36 protein-coding genes are annotated in these 19,507 nt (G+C 41.6%); all 36 read right to left on the reverse strand.

What is annotated here, in order from left to right:
• Positions 1 to 4: 4 nt before the first annotated feature.
• The 36 genes from rplM to rpsJ all read right to left on the reverse strand — a co-directional run bounded on the left by rplM (position 5) and on the right by rpsJ (position 19,267).
• Positions 5 to 442, reverse strand: coding sequence for a 50S ribosomal protein L13 (gene rplM / locus AC3WR0_RS20095; RefSeq protein WP_027322878.1), 438 nt, complete (start codon positions 440 to 442; stop codon positions 5 to 7).
• 277 nt (positions 443 to 719) lie between these two features.
• Positions 720 to 1,460: a tRNA pseudouridine(38-40) synthase TruA gene (truA, locus tag AC3WR0_RS20100; RefSeq protein ID WP_492553969.1), complete on the reverse strand. Its 741-nt coding sequence runs from the start codon at positions 1,458 to 1,460 to the stop codon at positions 720 to 722.
• A 12-nt stretch (positions 1,461 to 1,472) separates the two neighbouring features.
• A complete protein-coding gene (locus AC3WR0_RS20105; protein WP_027322880.1) occupies positions 1,473 to 2,270 on the reverse strand; it encodes an energy-coupling factor transporter transmembrane component T family protein in 798 nt (265 codons plus the stop codon).
• Positions 2,270 to 3,136 (reverse strand): energy-coupling factor ABC transporter ATP-binding protein, encoded by an 867-nt coding sequence (locus tag AC3WR0_RS20110; RefSeq protein ID WP_492553970.1) that lies wholly within the window; start codon positions 3,134 to 3,136, stop codon positions 2,270 to 2,272. Before AC3WR0_RS20110 ends, AC3WR0_RS20105 begins: the two co-directional genes overlap by 1 nt.
• Positions 3,112 to 3,951: an energy-coupling factor ABC transporter ATP-binding protein gene (locus AC3WR0_RS20115; RefSeq protein ID WP_492553971.1), complete on the reverse strand. Its 840-nt coding sequence runs from the start codon at positions 3,949 to 3,951 to the stop codon at positions 3,112 to 3,114. The genes AC3WR0_RS20110 and AC3WR0_RS20115 overlap by 25 nt, the downstream gene beginning before the upstream one ends.
• Positions 3,952 to 4,295: 344 nt before the next feature.
• Complete coding sequence (rplQ, locus tag AC3WR0_RS20120) at positions 4,296 to 4,658, reverse strand: 50S ribosomal protein L17 (protein ID WP_027322883.1); 363 nt, start codon at positions 4,656 to 4,658, stop codon at positions 4,296 to 4,298.
• Positions 4,659 to 4,740: 82 nt separating this feature from the next.
• Positions 4,741 to 5,685, reverse strand: a complete 945-nt coding sequence (locus AC3WR0_RS20125) for a DNA-directed RNA polymerase subunit alpha (RefSeq protein ID WP_492553972.1) — start codon at positions 5,683 to 5,685, stop codon at positions 4,741 to 4,743.
• A 178-nt stretch (positions 5,686 to 5,863) separates the two neighbouring features.
• Positions 5,864 to 6,253, reverse strand: a complete 390-nt coding sequence (gene rpsK, locus AC3WR0_RS20130) for a 30S ribosomal protein S11 (RefSeq protein WP_027322632.1) — start codon at positions 6,251 to 6,253, stop codon at positions 5,864 to 5,866.
• Positions 6,254 to 6,277: 24 nt separating this feature from the next.
• Positions 6,278 to 6,643 (reverse strand): 30S ribosomal protein S13, encoded by a 366-nt coding sequence (rpsM, locus tag AC3WR0_RS20135; RefSeq protein ID WP_027322633.1) that lies wholly within the window; start codon positions 6,641 to 6,643, stop codon positions 6,278 to 6,280.
• A gap of 24 nt (positions 6,644 to 6,667) precedes the next feature.
• Entirely contained in the window at positions 6,668 to 6,781 is a 114-nt protein-coding gene (gene rpmJ, locus AC3WR0_RS20140; RefSeq protein ID WP_000868344.1) for a 50S ribosomal protein L36, read from the reverse strand.
• 35 nt (positions 6,782 to 6,816) lie between these two features.
• On the reverse strand, positions 6,817 to 7,035 hold the full coding sequence (gene infA, locus AC3WR0_RS20145; RefSeq protein ID WP_027322634.1) for a translation initiation factor IF-1: 219 nt from the start codon (positions 7,033 to 7,035) through the stop codon (positions 6,817 to 6,819).
• Positions 7,013 to 7,348: a KOW domain-containing RNA-binding protein gene (locus AC3WR0_RS20150; protein ID WP_492553973.1), complete on the reverse strand. Its 336-nt coding sequence runs from the start codon at positions 7,346 to 7,348 to the stop codon at positions 7,013 to 7,015. Before AC3WR0_RS20150 ends, infA begins: the two co-directional genes overlap by 23 nt.
• A gap of 15 nt (positions 7,349 to 7,363) precedes the next feature.
• Positions 7,364 to 8,110 carry a type I methionyl aminopeptidase gene (gene map, locus AC3WR0_RS20155; protein ID WP_492553974.1) on the reverse strand — a complete coding sequence of 249 codons (747 nt, stop codon included), beginning with the start codon at positions 8,108 to 8,110 and terminating at the stop codon, positions 7,364 to 7,366.
• Positions 8,110 to 8,760: an adenylate kinase gene (locus AC3WR0_RS20160; RefSeq protein WP_492553975.1), complete on the reverse strand. Its 651-nt coding sequence runs from the start codon at positions 8,758 to 8,760 to the stop codon at positions 8,110 to 8,112. The genes map and AC3WR0_RS20160 overlap by 1 nt, the downstream gene beginning before the upstream one ends.
• A 59-nt stretch (positions 8,761 to 8,819) precedes the next feature.
• Entirely contained in the window at positions 8,820 to 10,115 is a 1,296-nt protein-coding gene (gene secY / locus AC3WR0_RS20165) for a preprotein translocase subunit SecY (RefSeq protein WP_492553976.1), read from the reverse strand.
• On the reverse strand, positions 10,115 to 10,555 hold the full coding sequence (gene rplO, locus AC3WR0_RS20170; protein ID WP_492553977.1) for a 50S ribosomal protein L15: 441 nt from the start codon (positions 10,553 to 10,555) through the stop codon (positions 10,115 to 10,117). The genes secY and rplO overlap by 1 nt, the downstream gene beginning before the upstream one ends.
• 33 nt (positions 10,556 to 10,588) lie before the next feature.
• Positions 10,589 to 10,771 carry a 50S ribosomal protein L30 gene (gene rpmD, locus AC3WR0_RS20175; protein WP_027322640.1) on the reverse strand — a complete coding sequence of 61 codons (183 nt, stop codon included), beginning with the start codon at positions 10,769 to 10,771 and terminating at the stop codon, positions 10,589 to 10,591.
• A gap of 14 nt (positions 10,772 to 10,785) precedes the next feature.
• A complete protein-coding gene (gene rpsE / locus AC3WR0_RS20180) occupies positions 10,786 to 11,286 on the reverse strand; it encodes a 30S ribosomal protein S5 (RefSeq protein WP_027322641.1) in 501 nt (166 codons plus the stop codon).
• A gap of 24 nt (positions 11,287 to 11,310) precedes the next feature.
• Positions 11,311 to 11,673: a 50S ribosomal protein L18 gene (rplR, locus tag AC3WR0_RS20185; protein ID WP_492553978.1), complete on the reverse strand. Its 363-nt coding sequence runs from the start codon at positions 11,671 to 11,673 to the stop codon at positions 11,311 to 11,313.
• A gap of 32 nt (positions 11,674 to 11,705) precedes the next feature.
• Positions 11,706 to 12,242 (reverse strand): 50S ribosomal protein L6, encoded by a 537-nt coding sequence (rplF, locus tag AC3WR0_RS20190; protein WP_492553979.1) that lies wholly within the window; start codon positions 12,240 to 12,242, stop codon positions 11,706 to 11,708.
• A gap of 31 nt (positions 12,243 to 12,273) precedes the next feature.
• Positions 12,274 to 12,672, reverse strand: coding sequence for a 30S ribosomal protein S8 (rpsH, locus tag AC3WR0_RS20195; protein WP_027322644.1), 399 nt, complete (start codon positions 12,670 to 12,672; stop codon positions 12,274 to 12,276).
• Between the two features lie 29 nt (positions 12,673 to 12,701).
• Positions 12,702 to 12,887 (reverse strand): 30S ribosomal protein S14, encoded by a 186-nt coding sequence (gene rpsN, locus AC3WR0_RS20200; RefSeq protein ID WP_027322645.1) that lies wholly within the window; start codon positions 12,885 to 12,887, stop codon positions 12,702 to 12,704.
• A 26-nt stretch (positions 12,888 to 12,913) separates the two neighbouring features.
• Entirely contained in the window at positions 12,914 to 13,453 is a 540-nt protein-coding gene (gene rplE / locus AC3WR0_RS20205) for a 50S ribosomal protein L5 (protein ID WP_027322646.1), read from the reverse strand.
• 25 nt (positions 13,454 to 13,478) lie between these two features.
• Entirely contained in the window at positions 13,479 to 13,787 is a 309-nt protein-coding gene (gene rplX, locus AC3WR0_RS20210; RefSeq protein WP_492553980.1) for a 50S ribosomal protein L24, read from the reverse strand.
• Between the two features lie 36 nt (positions 13,788 to 13,823).
• The gene (rplN, locus tag AC3WR0_RS20215; protein WP_027322648.1) at positions 13,824 to 14,192 is read right to left on the reverse strand and encodes a 50S ribosomal protein L14; all 369 of its coding nucleotides are present in this window, start codon (positions 14,190 to 14,192) and stop codon (positions 13,824 to 13,826) included.
• A 39-nt stretch (positions 14,193 to 14,231) separates the two neighbouring features.
• Positions 14,232 to 14,495 carry a 30S ribosomal protein S17 gene (gene rpsQ / locus AC3WR0_RS20220; protein ID WP_027322649.1) on the reverse strand — a complete coding sequence of 88 codons (264 nt, stop codon included), beginning with the start codon at positions 14,493 to 14,495 and terminating at the stop codon, positions 14,232 to 14,234.
• Positions 14,496 to 14,516: 21 nt separating this feature from the next.
• Positions 14,517 to 14,717, reverse strand: a complete 201-nt coding sequence (gene rpmC, locus AC3WR0_RS20225; RefSeq protein ID WP_027322650.1) for a 50S ribosomal protein L29 — start codon at positions 14,715 to 14,717, stop codon at positions 14,517 to 14,519.
• On the reverse strand, positions 14,707 to 15,141 hold the full coding sequence (gene rplP / locus AC3WR0_RS20230) for a 50S ribosomal protein L16 (protein ID WP_492553981.1): 435 nt from the start codon (positions 15,139 to 15,141) through the stop codon (positions 14,707 to 14,709). Before rplP ends, rpmC begins: the two co-directional genes overlap by 11 nt.
• A 1-nt stretch (position 15,142) precedes the next feature.
• Positions 15,143 to 15,799: a 30S ribosomal protein S3 gene (rpsC, locus tag AC3WR0_RS20235; RefSeq protein WP_027322652.1), complete on the reverse strand. Its 657-nt coding sequence runs from the start codon at positions 15,797 to 15,799 to the stop codon at positions 15,143 to 15,145.
• A gap of 3 nt (positions 15,800 to 15,802) precedes the next feature.
• Positions 15,803 to 16,144 carry a 50S ribosomal protein L22 gene (gene rplV, locus AC3WR0_RS20240; protein ID WP_027322653.1) on the reverse strand — a complete coding sequence of 114 codons (342 nt, stop codon included), beginning with the start codon at positions 16,142 to 16,144 and terminating at the stop codon, positions 15,803 to 15,805.
• 18 nt (positions 16,145 to 16,162) lie between these two features.
• A complete protein-coding gene (gene rpsS / locus AC3WR0_RS20245) occupies positions 16,163 to 16,441 on the reverse strand; it encodes a 30S ribosomal protein S19 (protein ID WP_027322654.1) in 279 nt (92 codons plus the stop codon).
• A 60-nt stretch (positions 16,442 to 16,501) separates the two neighbouring features.
• Positions 16,502 to 17,332, reverse strand: coding sequence for a 50S ribosomal protein L2 (gene rplB / locus AC3WR0_RS20250; protein ID WP_492553982.1), 831 nt, complete (start codon positions 17,330 to 17,332; stop codon positions 16,502 to 16,504).
• A gap of 29 nt (positions 17,333 to 17,361) precedes the next feature.
• Entirely contained in the window at positions 17,362 to 17,646 is a 285-nt protein-coding gene (rplW, locus tag AC3WR0_RS20255; protein WP_027322656.1) for a 50S ribosomal protein L23, read from the reverse strand.
• Entirely contained in the window at positions 17,646 to 18,269 is a 624-nt protein-coding gene (rplD, locus tag AC3WR0_RS20260; protein ID WP_027322657.1) for a 50S ribosomal protein L4, read from the reverse strand. The genes rplW and rplD overlap by 1 nt, the downstream gene beginning before the upstream one ends.
• Positions 18,270 to 18,298: 29 nt before the next feature.
• The gene (gene rplC / locus AC3WR0_RS20265; protein ID WP_027322658.1) at positions 18,299 to 18,925 is read right to left on the reverse strand and encodes a 50S ribosomal protein L3; all 627 of its coding nucleotides are present in this window, start codon (positions 18,923 to 18,925) and stop codon (positions 18,299 to 18,301) included.
• Between the two features lie 33 nt (positions 18,926 to 18,958).
• Positions 18,959 to 19,267 (reverse strand): 30S ribosomal protein S10, encoded by a 309-nt coding sequence (gene rpsJ, locus AC3WR0_RS20270; protein WP_027322659.1) that lies wholly within the window; start codon positions 19,265 to 19,267, stop codon positions 18,959 to 18,961.
• Positions 19,268 to 19,507: the final 240 nt, after the last annotated feature.

Below are 19,507 nucleotides of genomic sequence, written 5' to 3' on the forward strand. Positions count from 1 at the left end.
TAAATTATCCGCGAAGTTCGTAAACTTCCGGTTGTTGTGCTTGGTGTGGATGCTCGCTGCCTGCATAAACGTGCAGCTTTTTGAACATTTGACGGCCAAGAGAATTCTTTGGAAGCATGCCTTTAACTGCAAGCTCAAGCATTCTTTCAGCGTAGTTAGTACGCATTTCAAGAGCTGTTCTAGTTTTCAGACCGCCTGGGTGCAAGCTGTGTCTGTAGTAGATTTTATCAGTAAGCTTTTTGCCTGTAAGGTGTACTTTTGAAGCGTTAAGAATGATAACATTATCACCAGTGTCAACATGTGGTGTAAAAGTTGGTTTGTTTTTTCCACGTAAAATTGATGCTACTTCTGAAGCAAGACGTCCAAGAGTTTTGCCCTCTGCATCAATAACGTACCATTTACGCTCAATATTGTTTGCATTTGCCATAAACGTTGTACGCATGAGTTTCCCTCCTATTAGATCCTTAAAAGATGTTTTTTTTCGACCGCGCTTTATATGAGCTTTCAGCATTTGATTTGTTCCGGAATCAACCACTGACAGATTCGTGCGCTAGCATTTTCAATCATATATTTTCAATCACGATGAAGACTTTCCGGGGCTTTATCGTGGGATTAAAATACATACATATGCTATAATAAAGCCTTGTTGTCGATATGTCAAGAAAATGTTACACCCGGATTAGTTGCTTTTGCGATTTTATACCTAAAGTCTTTAAGAACTACTCGTAAAATACTTTCCATAGATAAAGCCCTTGTGGTGGGGCAGTTTTACCTGCCAGCCTTCGGTCTTTCCCCTTAAGAATCACTGCTATTTCCTCAGGCTTTCTCTCACCTGCTCCTACTTCCAGTAAAGTACCTGTCAAAATACGGACCATATTGTATAAAAAGCCATTGCCGACAAATCTAAATATCAGAAGATTATCCTCTATGGAACAGTCGATTTCCCTAATCGTTCTGATTTTATCTGACACTTCTGTTTTAACGGAGCAGAAGCTAGTAAAGTCATGGGTGCCCCTTAAATAATTAAAAGCTTCCTCCATTGCTGCCACATTCAATGGGTATGGATAATGGTATGCATAATTGCGGAGTAATGGACTCCTGATTTTTGATAAAAGTAATTGATAACGGTATTCTTTTTCCACCACATCAAATCTTGCGTGGAAATGAGAATTCGTTTTTTCGACCTTTAAAATAGCTATATCCGGGGGCAAAAGTGAGTTAAGAGCCAAACCCCATTTTTCTTCAGGAATAGAGAGCGCTGAATCAAAATGGATAACCTGGCCTTTTGCATGCACTCCTGCATCCGTTCTACCTGATCCTGATACTTTGACAGGAACACCTTTATGAAGCTTTATCAGAACCCTTTCCAGCTCTCCCTGGACCGTCCTGCCATTAGGCTGTATCTGATATCCTTCAAAACCTGTGCCATCATACGAAACTAAGCATTTATATCTCTGCATTTTTCTTCACCATTATGTTCGAAATAAAAACAGCAGCAAGGTCAAAACCAATAATATTAACAGAATAAGTGTATCTGCTGCTTTCCAGTCCAAAAGGCGGTATTTTGTGCGTCCTTCTCCGCCTTTGTATCCTCTAGCCTCCATGGCAATGGCCAATTCCTCTGCACGTTTAAAAGAGCTGACAAACAAAGGGATAAGCAAAGGAACTACTGCCTTGATCCGGTCCTTAATCGGCCCGCTTCCAAATTCTACTCCACGGGCAATTTGCGCTTTCATGATTTTGTCGGTTTCCTGCATTAAAGTCGGAATAAAACGAAGCGAAATCGACAGCATTAATGCCATTTCATGTACAGGAAAACGAATCTTTTTCAGAGGATGCAATAGCGATTCTAACCCGTCAGTAATTTCAATGGGAGTAGTGGTCAAAGTAAGCAGGGATGTCATCAAGATAAGGAAAAAGAACCTGAAAGAGATGAAAATCCCCTGTCTGATTCCTTCCTGATAAATCTTAACAGGTCCGTAACTAAAAACAAGCTCTCCTCCTTTTGTAAAAAACAACTGGAGGATTAAAGTAAAGATAACAAGCCATAGTACAGGCTTTAAACCCGCATACAAAAACCTGGCGGGTATCTTGGACATGGCGATCATTAAGAATGTATAAATTCCAAGAAGAAGGTAGGTAACCCCATTATTGGCCAGGAATACCACGCAAACAAATAAAAAGACAATCAAAATTTTGGCACGGGGGTCCATTCTGTGAATGGCTGAATCCGAAGGAACATAACGGCCAAAAATCATTTTTTCCATCATCATTTTTCACCCCCGGACAGTAATCGGGTGAAAGCCTCTGACAATTGATCTATCGTCAAATATGTTTTATCCAGCCGAATACCAAACTGTTTTTCCAATTTCAGCTGGAATCTAACTACTTCCGGAACATCAAGCCCCATTTTAACCAGGCCTTCTGGAGATGAAAAAATCTCTTGAGGAGTCCCCTGCCTGACTAGTCTTCCATCTTGCATAATAGCTATCTGATCAGCATATCGTGCAGCATCTTCCATACTGTGAGTAACAAGGATCGTGGAAAGATTTCTTTCCTTATGAAGGCGATAAAACATATCCATAATTTCTTTTCTTCCGCGTGGGTCCAGTCCTGCAGTAGGCTCGTCCAGGACGATTACATCCGGTCCCATGGCAAGTACTCCCGCAATAGCCACCCGGCGCATTTGGCCTCCTGAAAGGTCAAACGGTGACTTTTGAAGAACCTCTTCGCTTAAACCGACCTGTTTTATAGCCAGGCTTGCCCGCTCCTTAGCTTCAGTTTCGGATACACCGAAATTAAGAGGCCCAAAGCAAATGTCCTTTTCCACTGTCTCTTCAAATAATTGATGTTCTGGAAATTGAAAGACGATTCCAACCTTTTGGCGAACCTCTTTTAGATTCTTTTCTTTCCTATTTGCCCGAATCTCCCGGTCTCCTATTCTGACCATACCTTTTGTCGGCTGCAAGAGAGCATTTAAATGTTGGAGAAGAGTGGACTTACCGGAGCCTGTATGTCCTATAACAGCCATATAGGTTCCTGTGGGAATATCTATAGAGACATCCTGAATGGCGAGTCTCTCAAAGGGTGTATTAACCTGATAACGGTATTCTACTTGCTGGATTGAGATGTCCATAGCTCATTCACCAACTCTTCTTCTGTTAAGTAATACTTGGATAGTTTAAGGCCTTGTTCACGGAATGCATTGCTCATTTTTATCGAAAAAGGAATATCGAGCCCCAAAGAAACTAATTCTGCATCCATTTGGAATATTTCTTCAGGTGTTCCTTCTCTGTAAAGCTGACCTTTGTTCATAACGATGATTCGATCTGCTTTAGCAGCCTCGTCCAAGTCATGAGTAATAGATATTACCGTGATTTCTGTTTTTCCCTTTAACTCCCTGACGGTTGCCAAAACCTCTTCTCTTCCTCGAGGGTCAAGCATAGAGGTTGCTTCGTCCAATATAATAATCGAAGGCTGGAGCGCAAGAACGCCTGCAATGGCGACGCGCTGTTTCTGGCCTCCTGAAAGATGGTGCGGCTCTTGATCGAGAAACTGGTCCATTTTTACATTACTAAGAGATTCTTGAACACGTAAAACCATTTCTTCCCGAGGAATGCCGTTATTTTCTAAACCAAAAGCCACATCATCCTGTACAGTTGTCCCAACAAACTGATTATCAGGATTTTGAAAAACCATACCAATTTTCCTGCGTACATCCCACACCGTTTCCTCATTCAGTTCCAGGCCGCACACTGATATGCTGCCATTTAGCGGAAACTGCAAACCATTTAAAAGCTTTGCCATGGTAGATTTCCCTGAACCATTATGTCCGACAATGGCAAGCCATTCCCCTTCATAAATTTCAAAAGAAACATCTTTTAGGGCGTAGTCTTCCTGGGAATCGTATTGAAAAGAAACATTATTTAATGCTATGACTGACTTTTTCAATGAGTTATTCCCCTCTCTCCTCATCTAAACTCTCTCTATGCTAAGCTGATTTTTTTCTGAATACAAAAAAAGCCTGCACCTCTCTCCGACAGAAGAAGTTCTTCTGCTGCAAGATAAGTCCCCGCAAAAAATGGGAGGAGGTGCATGAGCTAGACGGGGCGTGATCAGTTGGCCGCAAGTAAAAAGCAGTTAAGGAAGCTATTCCATCCATCTGTAAAACCATCACGCTCATCGTAACGCTCGTTTTGGCTTGGTTCGTTTTTGTATTCAGTTTTCTGCAGAAAAAGGGCAGAGAACAAGTTTGTTATAAACTGTCTGCGCCCTTGTTGTCTGTTTGAAAGGTATTAAACTAACTCGATAATTACCATTGGTGCACCGTCGCCGCGGCGAGGACCAACTTTCATGATTCGAGTGTATCCACCTTGGCGCTCTTGATAACGTGGAGCGATATCAGTGAATAGTTTTTGAATTGCAGAAACATTGTTTTCAGCATCCGCAATCTCATTACGTACGTATGCAGCTGCCTGGCGGCGTGCATGAAGATCTCCGCGTTTGCCAAGAGTAATCATTTTTTCAACAGTACCGCGAATTTCCTTCGCACGAGTTTCTGTTGTTTCAATACGCTCGTTGATAATTAAATCTGTTGTTAAATCACGCAGCATTGCTTTACGCTGTGCAGAAGTGCGTCCTAACTTTCTGTATGCCATGAAGGGTTCCCTCCTTTGTTGAAGTCATTAATCAGCTGTCATAGGCTCACAGGAAAACCCGTGAAAATCAGGGGACTGCTATTCAGTCATCCTTGCGAAGACCTAATCCTAGCTCTTCAAGTTTCGCTTTCACTTCTTCAAGTGATTTACGTCCCAAGTTACGTACTTTCATCATGTCTTCTTCAGTCTTATTAGCTAATTCTGAAACAGTGTTGATTCCAGCACGTTTTAAGCAGTTATAAGAACGAACAGAAAGATCCAATTCTTCAATGGTCATTTCAAGAACTTTTTCTTTTTGATCTTCTTCTTTTTCTATCATAATTTCAGCATTTTGCGCTTCGTCAGTTAAACCAACGAAAATATTCAAATGCTCGGTCAAAATCTTAGATCCAAGAGCAATCGCTTCTTTTGGCCCAGTGCTTCCATCTGTCCAAACATCAAGCGTTAGCTTATCGTAATTAGTCATTTGACCTACACGTGTATTTTCTACCTGATATGTTACACGAGAGACCGGAGTGTAAATAGAGTCAATAGGAATTACACCTATAGGCTGATCTTCTCTTTTATTTTGTTCAGCAGGTGTATAGCCTCTGCCTCGTCTGGCAGTAAGACGCATACGTAAATGTCCGTTTGATCCTAAAGTCGCAATATGAAGATCTGGATTTAGAATTTCAACGTCACTGTCATGCGTAATTTTTCCAGCTTTAACTGGGCCTTCTCCCTGAAGATCAATTTCAAGAGTTTTCTCGTCATCAGAGTAGATTTTCAAAGCTAGTTTTTTAATGTTCAAAATGATTGATGTTACATCCTCTACGACGCCTTCAATTGTTGAGAACTCATGAAGTACCCCATCGACCTGAATCGATGTAACAGCGGCACCTGGGAGTGAAGATAGCAGGATACGACGTAAGGAGTTACCCAAAGTGGTACCATATCCACGCTCAAGTGGCTCTACGACGAACTTCCCAAATTTGGCGTCATCGTTGATCTCAATCGTTTCAATTTTTGGTTTTTCTATTTCGATCATAAAATATACCCTCCTTCAAAACGTCGAAACCCCGGCCGGTTTCATATGCCAACCGAAATTCCCCCATGTATACGTTCCCGTTTTGTGCACAACAACTGGAAAAATGTTTTCTGCATGATTTGAAAATATTAGTATCATATCCCATTATAGACATGGATACAAATTCTATACAGAAAAATTAAACACGGCGGCGTTTTGGTGGGCGGCATCCATTATGCGGAACAGGTGTTACGTCTTTAATAGCTGTAACTTCTAGTCCTGCAGCTTGAAGAGCACGGATCGCTGCTTCACGTCCTGCACCAGGTCCTTTAACCGTTACTTCTAATGTTTTCATGCCATGGTCCATAGAAGTCTTAGCTGCAGTTTCAGCAGCCATTTGAGCTGCAAACGGAGTGGATTTACGAGAGCCTTTAAATCCAAGCGAACCTGCACTTGACCATGAAATAGCGTTACCATGAACGTCAGTAATCGTTACGATAGTATTGTTGAACGTAGAACGAATGTGTGCAATACCAGCTTCGATATTCTTTTTCACACGACGTTTACGTGTATTAGTTTTACGTGCCATTTAAAAAGTTACCTCCTTTACCGATTATTTCTTCTTGTTCGCTACAGTCTTACGAGGACCTTTGCGAGTACGAGCGTTGTTTTTTGTATTTTGTCCGCGAACCGGTAAGCCACGGCGATGACGCAAACCACGATAGCATCCGATTTCCATTAGACGTTTAATGTTAAGGGAAATTTCACGGCGAAGGTCACCTTCAACCTTTAGTCGGTCAATGATATCACGAATTTTGTTTAGTTCGTCTTCAGTAAGGTCACGAACACGAGTATCTTCAGAAACACCAGCTTCTGCAAGAATTTTTTGTGCTGTATTTTTACCAATTCCATAAATGTAAGTCAAAGAGATTACTACACGTTTTTCACGTGGAATATCTACACCTGCAATACGTGCCATTGAAATAGCGCACCTCCTTCAATTTTAGCCTTGTTTTTGTTTGTGTTTAGGGTTTTCACAGATAACCATGACTTTACCGCGTCTACGGATAACTTTACATTTCTCGCAGATCGGCTTAACTGATGGTCTTACTTTCATTATCCTAACCTCCTTAATAGTACGGAGTGCAAGTATTATTTAAAGCGGTAAGTAATTCTTCCGCGTGTTAAGTCATACGGGGAAAGCTCTACAGTAACTTTGTCACCTGGAAGAATACGAATGAAGTGCATTCGAATTTTACCGGAAACATGAGCAAGCACACTATGACCATTTTCTAATTCTACCTTAAACATTGCATTTGGCAAAGTTTCAATTACTTTACCTTCAATTTCAATAACATCGTCTTTCGCCATCGATCTCGTCTCCCTTCTCTATTTCAGATAGGTGTTCATTCAAAAACTTCGCAAGAGCATAACGAAGTTTTCCATTTGTTACACGACCTGTTTCCATAATACTGTTATGAACTTCAGGAGATACTTGATCAAATAAGCGAAGGTGGAGAATGTTCTTCTTTTTGGGAGATTCAAACTTGCGTTTATCCCCATCCGCCAGAAAAACAAATTTTTCATCAGCCAACCTTACTATTATAACATACTGACCTGCATCCCGTCCTCTGGAAACTCTAACAAATTGTCCAGGTATCGGGAGAGAGTCTGCATTGATCATGTAATCACCTGCTTTTTAGGCTTTTGTAAGAATCTCAAAACCTGTTTCAGTGATTGCAATGGTATGCTCGAAATGGGCACACACCTTACCGTCTTGTGTAACAACGGTCCAGTCATCAGCCAGCGTTTTTACATACCGACTTCCTGCATTAACCATCGGTTCAATTGCCAGTACCATCCCAGGCTTTAGACGTGGGCCTTTGCCGGGCGGTCCATAATGAGGAATATCCGGATCCTCATGTAAGTCTTGCCCTACTCCGTGCCCGACATACTCGCGCACAACGGAAAATCCATTTGCTTCCACATGTTTTTGAATCGCATGAGAGATATTTGAAAGACGCTCGTCTGGTTTTGCTTCTTTCAAGCCTTGATAAAGTGATTCTTCCGTAACGTCCAAAAGACGCTGGGATTCTTCATCAATACTTCCAACAGCATAGGTCCATGCTGAATCGCCATGATATCCGTTAAACTTGGCTCCAATATCAATACTGATAATGTCGCCATCATTTAAAACTCGGCTCCCCGGGATTCCATGAACAAGTTCATTGTTCACTGACGTACAAATGCTGCCGCGAAAACCATTATACCCTTTGAACGAAGGAATTGCATCCTTACTGCGAATAAAATCCTCAGCAATCTGATCAAGCTTTTTTGTTGTTATACCAGGAGCAATATGTTTTTTAAGCTCCTGATGGGTCAGAGCAACAATCTTGCCAGCTTCACGCATGATCTCAATCTCGCGTGGGGTTTTGCAAATGATCATTACTTTAAGCCCCCAAGCAATTGATCAACATCCGCAAAAACCTTGTTGATATCCTGCTGGCCGTCAATATTGCGTAAGTACCCTTTTGATTCATAAAAGTTTAGCAAAGGCTGAGATTGCTTAATGTTAACTTCCAAACGAGTTTGAACAGTTTCAGCATTATCATCTGCCCTTTGATAAAGTTCACCGCCACAGCGGTCACAAACATTTTCCTTTGCAGGAGGATTAAATACCAGGTGATAGGTTGCGCCGCAATCTTTGCATATTCGGCGTCCTGTCAGACGTTCCATCAAAATATCCTGGTCTACATCAATATTAATGACATAATCGATTTTTTTATTTAAATCACTCAGGATTTCTTCTAGCGCTTCTGCCTGGGGAACCGTTCTTGGAAAACCATCAAGCAAGAAACCACTTTCGCAGTCCTGTTTGCTTAGACGCTCCCGAACTATTCCAATTGTCACCTCATCAGGAACAAGTTCACCTTTATCCATGTAAGACTTAGCTTTTAAACCAAGCTCCGTTTCTTCTTTCATAGCTGCACGGAACATATCTCCAGTCGAAATATGAGGGATGCCGTATTTATTGACAATTTTTTCGGCCTGAGTACCCTTGCCGGCACCAGGAAGCCCCATTAAAACTAAATTCACACGTGTACCCCCTCGGGTTTAAAAATTGGGTTTAAGGGGAACATTCCCCCTAAATCCATTTATTTAATGAAACCTTTATAGTGGCGTTTAACTAGCTGCGCTTCCAGCTGCTTCATTGTATCAAGCGCAACACCAATAACGATTAGCAGGCTGGTTCCGCCGATTTGGGCAGTTGCAGGCAAGTTCGCTATTTTAATAAAGATAACCGGAAGAACGGCGATAACAGCCAGGAATAAAGATCCAACAAATGTTAAGCGATATAAAACACGTGTTAAATATTCCTGTGTGCTTTTTCCCGGGCGAATGCCTGGGATATAGCCGCTTTGCTTTTGCAGGTTTTCTGCTGCTTGCTCAGGGTTAACCTGGATAAAAGCATAGAAATAAGTAAACGCGATTATTAACGCTGCATATAAAACCATACCAATAGGATGAGAGTAATCAAAGATTTTTTGAATCCAGAGTGTCACATTATTGGTTGGGAAAAAGGACGCAATTGTCCTTGGTGTCACAATAAAGGAGATTGCAAAGATTACAGGAATTACACCGGCAGCGTTAACCTTCAACGGCATATGTGTTGATTGTCCGCCAACAGGATTACGGCCAGCAACTACACGCTTTGCATACTGAATTGGAATCTTGCGGTTCGCCTGTTGGATAAAGATAACACCAACAACAATCGCAATAACGGCAATCAATATGAGGACAGATGTTACGATATTCATAAACAGTTTGTCCCCAGCATTTTCAAATTGCTGTACATATATTTGATTGACTGTAGTAGGAATTCCTGCCACAATACCAGCAAAAATGATAATGGAAATACCATTTCCAACACCTTTAGAAGTGATTTGTTCACCAAGCCACATCAGGAAAGATGTACCGGCAGTTAAAACTGTCGCAATTAATAAATAAGTACCTATTCCCGGGTTTTCAATTAATTGATTGCCTGCTAAATTATTAAACCCATAAGACATGCCTAATGCCTGGATAAATCCAAGCACAACAGTGAAATAACGGGTAAATTGAGCAAGTTTGCGACGGCCCGCATCTCCTTGCTTGGACCATTCCGTAAACTTAGGCACGACATCCATTTGCAACAGCTGAATGATGATCGATGCTGTGATATACGGCATGATTCCCATCGCAAAAATGGAGAATTTTTTCAGGGCGCCACCGCCGAAAGTATTCAGGATGCCGAATACGCTAAGCTTATCCTGGGCACCAAGAATATCGGCATTTACGTTTGGTACTGGAATAAAAGTACCAAGACGAAATACTATTAACATTAAAAGGGTGAAACCGATCTTTTGTCTAATATCACCCACGCGCATAAAATTGGAGATTGACTGGAACATTAGATCACCTCAGTTTTTCCACCGACAGCTTCGATTGCTTCCTTGGCAGCAGAGGAGAATTTATGAGCTTTTACAGTTAACTTTTTCTCAACGTTCCCTTTTGCAAGAATCTTAATTCCTGCACGCTCGTTGCTAACAACGCCTGATTCGATAAGAAGTTCTGGAGTAACTTCTGTACCTTCTTCAAAACGGTTTAATGCATCAAGATTAACAACTGCGTACTCTTTACGATTGATGTTTGTAAATCCACGTTTTGGCAAACGACGGAATAAAGGTGTCTGTCCACCCTCAAATCCAAGGCGAACACCGCCACCGGAGCGGGCATTCTGACCTTTGTGACCTTTACCGGATGTCTTACCTTGACCCGAACCGATACCACGTCCTAAACGTTTGCGCTCTTTACGAGAACCTTCGGCAGGTTTTAATTCATGAAGTTTCATATTGGCACCTCCTTATGAAAGAAAAGAATCAAATTATAGTTCTTTAACCGTTACAAGGTGAGCAACTTTATTGATCATACCGCGAATAGCAGCATTGTCTTGTTGTTCAACAGTTTGATTAACTTTGCGTAATCCCAGAGCCTTTACTGTTTCGCGCTGGTCTTGAGGACGACCAATAACGCTGCGAGTGAGGGTAATTTCAAGTTTATTCGCCATTTGATTTCCCTCCCTTATCCTAACAGTTCTTCTACTGATTTTCCGCGTAATTTTGCTACGTCTTCAGCACGTTTTAATTGTTTAAGTCCATCTAAAGTAGCACGAACCATGTTGATTGGTGTGTTAGTACCTAAAGATTTAGAAAGGATATCTGCTACACCTGCAAGTTCAAGTACCGCACGGACTGGTCCGCCAGCGATAACACCTGTACCTTCTGAAGCAGGCTTAAGAAGAATTTCTCCTGCACCAAAATGTCCGATTACTTGGTGAGGAAGAGTTGTCCCTACGATTGGTACTTCGATAAGGTTTTTCTTTGCATCTTCGATAGCTTTACGGATTGCATCAGGAACTTCCTGAGCTTTACCCGTACCGAAACCGACATGACCGTTTTTGTCTCCAACTACTACAAGAGCAGTGAAACGGAAGCGGCGTCCACCTTTAACAACTTTAGCAACACGGTTAACCGTAACTACGCGTTCTTCAAGTTCAAGTTTGTTTGGATCAATACGACGCATTTGTATGTGTCCCTCCTTTGTCTATTAAAATTGTAGGCCGTTCTCACGTGCAGCATCAGCCAACGCTTTAACTCGACCATGATATAGGTATCCGCCACGGTCAAAAACAATAGCTGAAACGCCTTTTTCAACTGCGCGTTTTGCAACTAGTTCTCCAACCTTTTGAGCAGCTTCAAGATTGCTTGTAGATTCAAGAGCTAATTCTTTATCTAATGTAGAAGCACTAGCGATAGTAACTCCATTGATATCATCAATTAGTTGAGCATAAACATGTTTATTGGAACGAAACACATTTAGACGTGGACGAGCTGAAGTTCCGCTAAGTTTCGCACGAACACGGGCGTGTCTCTTTTTGCGAGTAGCGTTTTTATCAAGCTTCGAAATCATATCCGTCACTCCTTTCGTTTACCTATGCGGCATTACTTACCTGTTTTACCTTCTTTACGACGCACATATTCGCCTACATAACGGATTCCTTTGCCTTTATATGGCTCTGGAGGACGTACTCCACGAATATTGGCAGCAAGAGCGCCAACGCGTTCTTTATCAGTACCTTTAACAATTATTCTTGTATTTGCAGGTACTTCTACTTCCAAACCTTGCTCAGGCTCGATTTCAACTGGATGAGAGTAACCAACGTTTAACACTAGCTTGGATCCTTGCTTGGAAGCACGGTATCCAACCCCGATTAATTCTAAGCCTCTTTCAAATCCTTTTGAAACACCTTCAACCATGTTAGCAATAACAGCACGAGTTGTGCCATGCAGCGCACGGTGTTCTTTTGAATCAGATGGACGGGTTACAGTAACCACGTTATCTTCAACTTTGATTTCGATATCAGAATTAAAAGAACGAGTTAATTCGCCTTTTGTTCCTTTAACTGTAACATTGTTATTATCTAAAGTAACCGTAACTCCTTCAGGAATTTCGATTGGTTTTTTACCTACGCGAGACATTTAGTGCACCTCCATTCATTCAGAAACTCTATTACCAAACGTATCCTAATACTTCTCCGCCAATTTGCTTTGCACGAGCTTCTTTGTCAGTTACAACACCAGTTGATGTTGAAACAAGTGCGATGCCCAAACCGTTAAGTACGCGTGGTACTTCAGTTGATTTAGCATAAACACGTAGCCCTGGCTTGCTGATACGTTTTAAACCAGTGATAACACGCTCGTTATTTGCACCGTATTTTAAGAAGATACGGATAATACCTTGTTTGTTGTCCTCGATATATTCAACATCACGTACAAAACCTTCACGCTTTAGGATTTCAGCGATCTGTTTTTTGATGTTAGAAGCAGGCACTTCTAACTTTTCGTGACGAACCATGTTCGCATTTCGAATGCGAGTAAGCATATCTGCAATCGGATCTGTCATGACCATTATTTTTACCTCCTTCCCAGAATTGGGTTTTACCAGCTAGCTTTCTTCACACCAGGAATTTGTCCTTTGTATGCTAATTCACGGAAACAAATACGGCAAAGCTTAAATTTACGGTATACAGAGTGTGGACGTCCGCAACGTTCGCAACGAGTGTACTCTTGAACCGGAAATTTAGGTGTGCGTTTTTGCTTCGCAATCATCGACTTTTTAGCCACGATTTCGCCTCCATTCTATTTAGCAATTACTTTTGGAAAGGCATACCGACTTGTGTAAGAAGTTCACGAGCTTCTTCATCGGTATTTGCAGTTGTAACGATAACAATATCCATTCCACGAACCTTGCTTACTTTATCGTAATCAATTTCAGGGAAGATCAATTGTTCTTTTACACCTAAAGTGTAGTTTCCGCGGCCGTCAAATGCTTTTTTAGAAACACCTCGGAAGTCACGTACACGTGGCAATGATACAGATACCAATTTATCAAGGAATTGGTACATGCGCTCACCACGAAGTGTAACTTTCGCACCGATTGGCATACCTTCACGAAGACGGAATCCAGCGATGGACTTTTTAGCGCGTGTAACTACAGGTTTCTGTCCTGTAATTGTTGTAAGCTCTTCTACAGCGTTGTCAAGAGCCTTTGCGTTTGCTACTGCGTCACCAACACCCATGTTGATAACGATCTTCTCAATCTTGGGAACTTCCATGACTGACTTATAGTTGAACTTGCTCATAAGAGCAGGAGTAATTTCACTTACGTACTTTTCTTTAAGGCGGTTCATCATTTTACCTCCCTTCTGCTATGAACTATTTATCTAAAACTTCACCGGATTTTGCTACGCGTACTTTTTTGCCATCAACCGTCTTAGAGCCTAAACGAGTCGGCGTTCCAGTCTTTGGATCGATAGGCATAACGTTTGATACATGAATAGGTGCTTCCTGGCTGTTAATTCCGCCTTGTGGATTAGCCTGTGAAGGTTTTGAATGTTTCTTAACGATATTCACGCCTTCTACTAATACACGGCTTTGTTTTGGATAGGCTGCAAGGATTGTTCCTGTTTTGCCTTTATCCTTACCAGAGATGACCATTACTTTGTCACCTTTTTTTACATGCATCTGTGCGCACCTCCTTAAAGGCATTTGAATTTATAATTATATTACTTCTGGAGCTAAAGATACGATTTTCATAAAGTTGTTTTCGCGAAGTTCGCGTGCAACTGGTCCGAAGATACGAGTTCCACGAGGGCTCTTATCATCACGGATAATTACACATGCGTTTTCATCGAATTTAATATAGGAACCATCAGTACGGCGGGCACCTGTTTTTGTACGAACAACAACCGCTTTAACTACGTCGCCTTTTTTAACAACGCCTCCTGGTGTTGCTTGTTTCACTGTACAAACGATAACATCGCCAATATTAGCGAACTTGCGGCCAGAGCCACCAAGAACTTTAATTGTAAGTACTTCACGTGCACCAGAATTGTCAGCAACTTTTAAACGAGTTTCTTGTTGAATCATGCGTGTAACCTCCCTTCGGATTGAAGCTTATCCGAACAATTAAATGATAACTGCTTTTTCTACTACCTCTACAAGACGGAAACGTTTTGTAGCTGAAAGTGGGCGAGTTTCCATGATGCGTACGATGTCGCCAACTTTTGCTTGGTTTTGCTCATCATGAGCCTTAAACTTTTTAGAGTACTTAACGCGTTTACCATAAAGAGGATGCTTTTTGTGTGTTTCTATAAGAACGGTTATTGTTTTATCCATTTTGTCAGAAACAACGCGTCCAGTGTAAACTTTGCGCTGGTTACGTTCACTCATGTGTGAACCTCCTCTCGATTATTACTTGTTAAAGCCGATTTCTCTTTCACGAACTACAGTTTTCATACGAGCAATAGATTTACGTACTTCACGGATACGAGCTGTATTTTCAAGTTGTCCAGTCGCCAATTGAAAGCGAAGGTTGAAAAGCTCTTCTTTTAATGATTTTACTTTTTGTTCAATTTCAGCAGTGGTTAAGTCACGAAGTTCATTAGCTTTCATTTGATTCACCACCAATTTCTTCTCGTTTTACAAACTTACACTTAATAGGAAGTTTGTGCATTGCAAGACGAAGAGCTTCACGTGCGACTTCTTCAGGAACACCCGCAATTTCAAACATAACCTTACCAGGTTTTACAACTGCTACCCAGCCTTCTGGCGCACCTTTACCGGAACCCATACGTACCTCTAAAGGTTTAGCTGTGTAAGGCTTATGTGGGAATATTTTAATCCAAACTTTACCGCCACGTTTCATGTAACGAGTCATTGCAATACGGGCAGCTTCGATTTGACGGTTTGTGATCCAAGAAGCTTCAGTTGCTTGAAGACCGAATTCACCGAAAGTTACTTCAGCGCCGCCTTTTGTAAATCCACGCATTTTCCCACGGTGCTGACGGCGATATTTTACGCGTTTAGGCAATAACATATTATTTGCCTCCTTCCGCAGTTTTCTTCTTAGTTGGAAGGACTTCCCCACGATAGATCCATACTTTTACGCCAAGCTTACCATAAGTAGTGTCAGCTTCAACTGCAGCATAGTCAATATCAGCGCGAAGAGTATGAAGTGGAACTGTTCCTTCGCTATAGTGTTCAGAACGAGCGATATCAGCTCCGCCTAAACGACCAGATACCATTGTTTTGATACCTTTAGCTCCCGCACGCATAGCACGTTGGATAACTTGCTTTTGAGCACGACGGAAAGATACACGGTTCTCTAATTGACGAGCGATATTTTCAGCAACCAATTTTGCATCGATATCTGCCCTTTTGATTTCAAGAATGTTGATATGAACACGTTTGCCAGTAAGCTGGTTTAACGCTTTACGAAGAGCTTCAACTTCAGTTCCGCCCTTACCGATAACCATACCAGGCTTCGCAGTGTGTACAGTAACATTCAAACGGTTAGCGGCGCGCTCGATTTCTACTTTAGAAACAGAAGCGTCTTTTAAACGTTTTGCAATGTATTCACGAACTTTAATGTCTTCGTGTAAAAGAACAGCATAGTCTTTGCCTGCGTACCACTTGGATTCCCAGTCACGGATAATACCGACGCGCAGACCGACCGGATTTACTTTTTGACCCACTGATTATCCCTCCTTCTTTTCTGATACAACGATTGAAATATGGCTTGTGCGTTTGTTAATTGCGCTTGCACGGCCCATTGCACGAGGACGGAAACGTTTTAAAGTTGGTCCTTCGTCGACGAAAGCTTCAGTAATAACTAAGCTATTAACGTCCATTTCATAATTATGCTCGGCATTAGCCATAGCGGATTTTAATACTTTCTCAACGATTGGAGAAGCTGCTTTAGGAGTCAGGTTAAGAATCGCTACCGCTTCACCAACTTGCTTACCTCGAATTAGATCTATTACCAAACGAACTTTACGAGGAGCAATACGAACTGTTCTTGCAACAGCTTTAGCTTGCATGAAGATGCCCTCCTCTCATTAACGTCTTGTTTTCTTATCATCATTTCCATGGCCTTTGTAAGCACGAGTTGGAGCAAATTCTCCAAGCTTGTGGCCTACCATGTCTTCAGTCACATATACAGGAACGTGTTTACGTCCGTCATATACTGCGATTGTGTGGCCAATGAATTGTGGGAAGATCGTAGAACGGCGTGACCAAGTTTTAACAACTTGCTTGCCTTCAGTTTCATTTAACTTTTCGATCTTTGTGATTAAATGCTCATCAACAAAAGGTCCTTTTTTCAAACTGCGACCCATGATTGAACCTCCCTTCGTGATTGTTCTACGGCTCGTTTTTGGAACCGTAGGTCAATCCCGTTATTTTTTACGGCGACGTACGATAAATTTATCGGACTTGTTTTTCTTCTTACGAGTCTTATAGCCAAGTGTTGGTTTGCCCCATGGAGACATTGGAGATTTACGACCGATAGGTGAGCGTCCTTCACCACCACCGTGTGGGTGATCATTAGGGTTCATAACAGATCCACGGACAGTTGGGCGTTTGCCTAACCAGCGTGATCTTCCGGCTTTACCTATGTTGATAAGTTCATGCTGTTCATTACCTACTTGACCGATAGATGCACGGCAAGTTGCAAGGATCATGCGAACTTCTCCAGAGTTCAAACGTACAAGTACGTATTTGCCCTCTTTACCAAGAACTTGAGCGGATGTACCTGCAGAACGAACTAATTGTCCGCCTTTGCCAGGCTTTAATTCAATGTTGTGAACAACTGTACCAACTGGAATATTAGCCAGTGGAAGTGCATTACCAACCTTGATATCTGCTTCAGGACCAGCTGTTACTTGCATTCCTACTTCCAAGTTCTTTGGAGCCAGGATATAACGCTTTTCTCCATCCACATAATTAATTAGTGCAATATTTGCTGAACGGTTTGGATCGTATTCGATAGTGGCAACGCGTCCTGGAATGCCATCTTTATCGCGCTTAAAGTCGATAATACGATATTGACGCTTATGGCCGCCACCTTGATGACGAACTGTTAACTTACCTTGGTTATTACGGCCGCCTTTTCTCTTTAACGGAGCTAATAGAGATTTTTCCGGAGTGCTAGTTGTGATTTCAGCGAAATCAGAACTTGTCATCCCACGACGACCGTTGGAGGTAGGTTTGTACTTTTTAATCGCCATTTTTATTCCCTCCTCTTCTTGTTAGGTTCTTATGCTTCAAAAAATTCGATTTCTTTGCTGTCAGAAGTTAATTTAACAACAGCTTTACGACGTTTGTTTGTGTAACCACCGAATTTTCCCATACGCTTGAATTTACCTTTGTAGTTCATGATGTTAACTTTCTCAACATTAACGCCGAAGATTTCTTTAACGGCATCTTTAACTTGAGTTTTATTAGCTCTTACATCAACTTCAAAAGTATATTTTCTTTCAGCCATTAGGTCAGTAGAACGTTCAGTGATAACGGGGCGCTTAATGATATCGCGTGCATCCATTATGCAAGCACCTCCTCTACTTTTTCAACCGCTGCTTTAGTAATGATCAGCTTGTCATGGTTTACAACATCCAAAACATTAATGCTGTTAGCTGTTACTACTGTTATACCAGGAATGTTACGAGCTGATAATGCAACATTTTCTTCAAGGTCAGCAGTTACAACAAGAGCTTTTCTATCAACAGAAAGACCTGCTAATACTGTTTTGAATTCTTTTGTTTTTGGAGCATCGAAAGCAAGGCTTTCTAACACTAAAATGTTTTCCTCAAGAACTTTTGAAGAAAGTGCAGATTTGATAGCTAAACGACGTACCTTCTTAGGTAGTTTATAGCTGTAGCTGCGTGGAACAGGACCGAATACAGTTCCACCTCCGCGCCATTGTGGAGAACGGATAGAACCCTGACGCGCACGTCCAGTACCTTTTTGGCGCCATGGCTTACGTCCACCGCCGGCTACTTCAGAACGTGTTTTTACTTTATGAGTACCTTGACGTAACGAAGCTCTTTGCATAACAATCGCTTCGAATAATACGTGTTGGTTAGGCACAATGCCGAATACAGAATCGTTAAGTTCGATTTCACCAACCTGTGAGCCAGTTTGGTTAAATAATGCTACTTTAGGCATTCCTTTGTTCCTCCTTTCTTATAAATTAATTATGCTTTAACCGCACTTTTAATTTTTAATAATGCTTTTCTCGCACCTGGAACATTACCTTTGATCAAAAGTAAGTTACGCTCAGCGTCAACTTTTACGATCTCAAGGTTTTGTACTGTTACTTGTTCTCCACCCATACGTCCTGGCAATGCTTTGCCTTTGAATACACGGTTTGGAGCAACAGGTCCCATTGAACCAGGACGACGGTGATAACGGGAACCGTGAGCCATTGGGCCGCGTGATTGTCCGTGGCGCTTGATTGAGCCCTGGAAACCTTTACCCTTTGAAATTCCTGTTACATCAATTACATCGCCTGCTGCGAAAATATCAACTTTGACTTCTTGACCAACTTCATACCCAGCTAATTCAACTCCGCGTAATTCGCGAACGAAGCGCTTAGGAGCAGTATTCGCCTTTGCAACATGGCCTTTTTCAGGTTTATTTGAAAGCTTTTCACGCTTGTCTTCAAAACCAAGTTGGATTGCTTCATAACCATCGTTCTCAGTAGTTTTCATTTGAAGAACTACGTTAGATGCAGCCTCAACTACAGTTACCGGAATTAAGTCACCATTTTCAGCAAATACTTGAGTCATACCAATCTTTCTTCCTAAGATTCCTTTGGTCATTAGTCACACCTCCTATAATTTATAAAATATCTATTAAAGTTTAATTTCAATGTCAACGCCTGACGGTAAGTCTAAACGCATTAACGAATCGACTGTTTGTGGCGTTGGGTTGATGATGTCGATAAGACGCTTGTGAGTGCGCATTTCAAACTGTTCACGAGAATCTTTATACTTATGAACCGCACGCAGAATTGTGTAAATCGTCTTTTCAGTTGGAAGAGGTATCGGACCAGACACCGCTGCACCTGAACGTTTTGCAGTTTCCACAATCTTCTCTGCGGATTGATCAAGAATCCTGTGATCATACGCCTTTAAACGAATACGAATTTTTTGTTTTGCCATTATTTTCCCTCCTTTTCGCCTATTTTTAAAATAGACATTTTCTCAGTAGAAATTTCCCACACACTCGCCATGGCAAAGCGGCCGGGTGTGTCAGCAACCTTCCACTTCATCGCTGTCAAAGACCAACATTGTCTATTATACATAAAACATAAACCAAACGCAACATGTTTTCGTTTTTCTTTTATGCCTCACACACTTTTATTATTATAACGGCAAACATCATACTTTTCAAGGCATTTT

Source organism: Neobacillus sp. FW104-15D2, assembly GCF_058790155.1.